This window comes from Paraconexibacter sp. (assembly GCF_041602235.1).
Taxonomy (GTDB): Bacteria; Actinomycetota; Thermoleophilia; order Solirubrobacterales; family Solirubrobacteraceae; genus Paraconexibacter.
Genome location: NZ_JBFIGP010000363.1, coordinates 1 through 3246, shown reverse-complemented (window position 1 = coordinate 3246; position 3246 = coordinate 1). Strand labels below are relative to the sequence as shown.

Below are 3246 nucleotides of genomic sequence, written 5' to 3'. Positions count from 1 at the left end.
GCAGCGTCACACGGACGAGCTCGGACGGGAGGCGCTGCGGTTCGCCGACCCCGAGGGGCTCGGACTGGGCCTCGCCGTGGTCACCGACGTCCCCGACGAGCCGCTCGCCGCCCACCACCCGGAGGTCCCCGACGAGCACGCGCTGCGCGGCTTCGACGGCGTGCGCGCCTACGCGCGCGATCTCGAGCGCAGCCGGCCGCTGCTGGAGCGCGTCCTCGGCGCCCGGACCGTCGACGCGCAGACCTTCGAGCTGCGCGGTGAGCTCCGCGGAGCCACCATCGCCTACGACCAGCCTCCGGAGCAGCCCGGGCGCGCGGGCGCCGGGACCGTGCACCACGTGGCCTGGGGGACGACCGTCGACGAGCACCCCTCCTGGTTCGCGCGCGTCCGGGACGCCGGCCTGAACGTCAGCCCGATCATCGACCGCCACTACTTCAAGGCCATCTACTTCCGCGAGCCGAGCGGCGTCCTGTTCGAGATCTCCGACAACGAGCCCGGCTTCACGGTCGACGTGCCGCTCGACAAGCTCGGCGAGGTCGTCATCCTGCCGCCGCAGCTCGAACCGCACCGCGAGGCCATCGTCGCGAACCTCACGCCGCTGCCCGACCCGCGGGCGGCCTGGGTGACCGGCTGACGCGCCCCGCTCACCCACCGGGACCGGGCATGCGGTAGACACTCCCCATGCCGGACGACCGCGATCCCCACGCCGCGCTGCGGGAGGCCCTCGACGGGGCGGACCCGCCCGCGTCCCTGCGGGAGGTCGACGACGCCGTCGTCGCCGATCTCGCCGCCGCGATCACCGCGGCCCGTGAGGAGCAGGCCCGCCTGCTTGCCGCCAGCGGCGAGGCCAGCCTGCGCCATGTGCCGAAGTTCCTGCGCGGCCCGGTGAAGAAGGTGATCGGCCTGTGAGCGTCGCGCTCGAGTCCCGGGCGGAGGTCGCCAAGCTCGCTCGGCTCCTCGGGACGGACGACGACCGCTTCCAGGCTCTGGCGGAGCTCCCCGCCGAGGATCTGCGGACGCTGCGCGAGCAGGTCACCGACGTCCTCTACGACGCCGACGTCGAGGGGTTGCGGCGGGCCGCCGGCGCCTCGAAGCTGGTCCCCGGCGCGGTGTCGGCGACCATCGCCCAGCGGGCGTTCGGGCCCGTGCTGTGCGCCCGGATCGCCGGGCTCGTGGACACGAACAGCGCGGTCGACGTGGCCAAGCGGCTGCCGACGCCGTTCCTGGCCGACGTCGCCGTCGCCATGGACCCCCGCCGGGCCAGCGACGTGATCGGCAGCATCCCGCCCGATCACGTGGTCGGGGTCGCCGCAGAGCTCGTCGCTCGTGGCGAGCACATCACGATGGGCCGGTTCGTCGGCCACCTCGACGACGAGACGGTGGTGGCGTCCTTCGCCGTGCTCGGCGACGACGACATGCTCCTGACGGGCTTCGTGATGGAGGACAAGAACCGTCTCGACACCGTCATCGCGCTGCTGCCGTCCGAGCGCCTGCACGGGATCATCGCGGCCGCGCACGACCACGACCTCTGGGTCGAGGCGCTGGACCTGTTCACGCACGTGACACCGCAGCGCCGCGGACAGCTCGGGGACGTGGCGGCCGCGCAGGAGGATCACCGCGTCGAAGGGCTCATCGCGGCGGTCACGCGCGAGGATCTCTGGGAGGTGCTCGTCGAGATCGCCGCGACGATGACGCCGCAGTCGCGGCAGCGGATCGCGGAGATCGCCGGCGACGCGGTCCCGCCGGGACTGCGCGACCGGTTCGGCGCATGACGGGCCCGCAGCGGGCGCTCGCTACCGTCTCGGGGTGCCGTCGCCCCTGACCCTGACCGAGCTCGAGCACGCGATCCGCGGATGCTGGGCTCGCGACACCTCCGACGACCCCGACGAGTGGACGCCCGACTGGGCCGCCCGCGGTCAGTGCGGGGTGACCTCCATCGTGGTGCGCGAGCTGCTCGGGGGCGAGATCCTCATGGCCGACGTCCACGGGTCGCACATCGACGGCGAGCGCCACGCGTGGAACCGCCTGCCGGGCGGCATCGAGATCGACCTCACCGCCGACCAGTTCCGCGCCGGCGAGACGCTCGGCCCCGCCGCACCGGACGAGCCCTACGTCACCGACACGGGCGTCGACCGTGGTGCGTTGCTGCTCGAGCGCGTCCGAGCCCGCCTGGGACGCTGACCCGCCGCGGCTACCGCACCCGGATCCTCACGACGCGCGACAGGCTGACGCTCTTCGCGCGCGGCCCGGCGGCTGCGTCGCGGGCGACGAGCCGCAGCGTCACGTTGGAGCGCCGGCCGCGGAGCACGGTGCGGGCGGTCCGGCGCAGTGGCACGACGATCGACCTGCTCCTGCCCCAGGGCACCTCGACGCGAGCGCGCCCGAGGAGCGCTCCGCGCGCCACACGGCGCGTGCCCCGGCGCGCCGTCCTCCGCGCGCGGAGCGTCACGGTGCCGCGGCACGCCTTGGCCCGGTAGACGCAGGTCACGAGCACGCGTGCGCGGCCGCGTCGGTCCACCGAGACCACCCGGCTGACGATGCGCGCTCGCGGCGCCGTCCGGCCACCGTCGCCACCGCCGGGTCCCGGGCCTCCGGTCCTCCTCCCGGACGGCGGCGATCCGGCCGGAGCGGGCGCCTCGACGGAGACCGGGCGCTCGGTCGGAGCGGGCGCCGGTCCGGAGCCCGGCGCAGGTGGGTCCCTCGGGGGCGGCGGCGGGGTCACGACGGACGCCTCGGTCTGCACCGGGTCCTCCTGGGCAGCGGGCGGCGCGGGGTCGGGGCCGGGCTGGGCCCCAGGCGCGGTCGCCCCGCCGGTGGCCGGCGGCGCGGTGCTCTGCCCGCGATCGACGAACTCGCAGGTGTCGTCCACCGGGTCGTCGAGATCGGCCAGGACACGATCGGTGCCGGGCCCGCACAGCGCTCCGAGATCGATCAGGCCATCCCGCAGCAGCAGCGTGTCGTCGTCGTCCTGCCCGAGGAGGGAGTCCCGGCCCCCGCCGCCCTCGAGCTGGTCATCGCCCCTGTCGCCCGCGAGGGTGTTGTCGTTCGCGTTCCCGATCAGCACATCGGCCGTCCGGCTCCCGACGACGATCTCGACGTCGTCGAGGACCTCGTCCCGCTGTACGCCGTCGCCCGTCGCGCCGCAGGCGGTCGCCGCGCCGCGGACCGGACGGCTGCCGCGGGCCTCGTCCTCGGGGCCGCCGTCCGTGCACTGGCCATCTCCCACCTTCACCTGGACGCCGCGTC

The 3246-nt window shown here is 75.1% G+C and carries 4 protein-coding genes and 1 pseudogene; 4 read left to right on the top strand and 1 reads right to left on the bottom strand.

The features are described from left to right. From ABYE80_RS18925 to ABYE80_RS18910, 4 genes are all read left to right on the top strand, one after another. The coding region (locus tag ABYE80_RS18925) for a VOC family protein (protein ID WP_372791870.1) at positions 1 to 634 on the top strand (634 nt) is incomplete at its 5' end. Positions 635 to 681: 47 nt separating this feature from the next. Next, positions 682 to 909, top strand: coding sequence for a hypothetical protein (locus ABYE80_RS18920; RefSeq protein WP_372791869.1), 228 nt, complete (start codon positions 682 to 684; stop codon positions 907 to 909). After that, positions 906 to 1772 carry a hypothetical protein gene (locus ABYE80_RS18915; protein WP_372791868.1) on the top strand — a complete coding sequence of 289 codons (867 nt, stop codon included), beginning with the start codon at positions 906 to 908 and terminating at the stop codon, positions 1770 to 1772. The genes ABYE80_RS18920 and ABYE80_RS18915 overlap by 4 nt, the downstream gene beginning before the upstream one ends. 34 nt (positions 1773 to 1806) lie before the next feature. Beyond that, positions 1807 to 2181: a hypothetical protein gene (locus tag ABYE80_RS18910; protein ID WP_372791867.1), complete on the top strand. Its 375-nt coding sequence runs from the start codon at positions 1807 to 1809 to the stop codon at positions 2179 to 2181. 10 nt (positions 2182 to 2191) lie between these two features. Here the strand turns inward: ABYE80_RS18910 and ABYE80_RS18905 are convergent. Then, positions 2192 to 3246: pseudogene (locus ABYE80_RS18905) on the bottom strand (hypothetical protein); the annotation flags it as partial.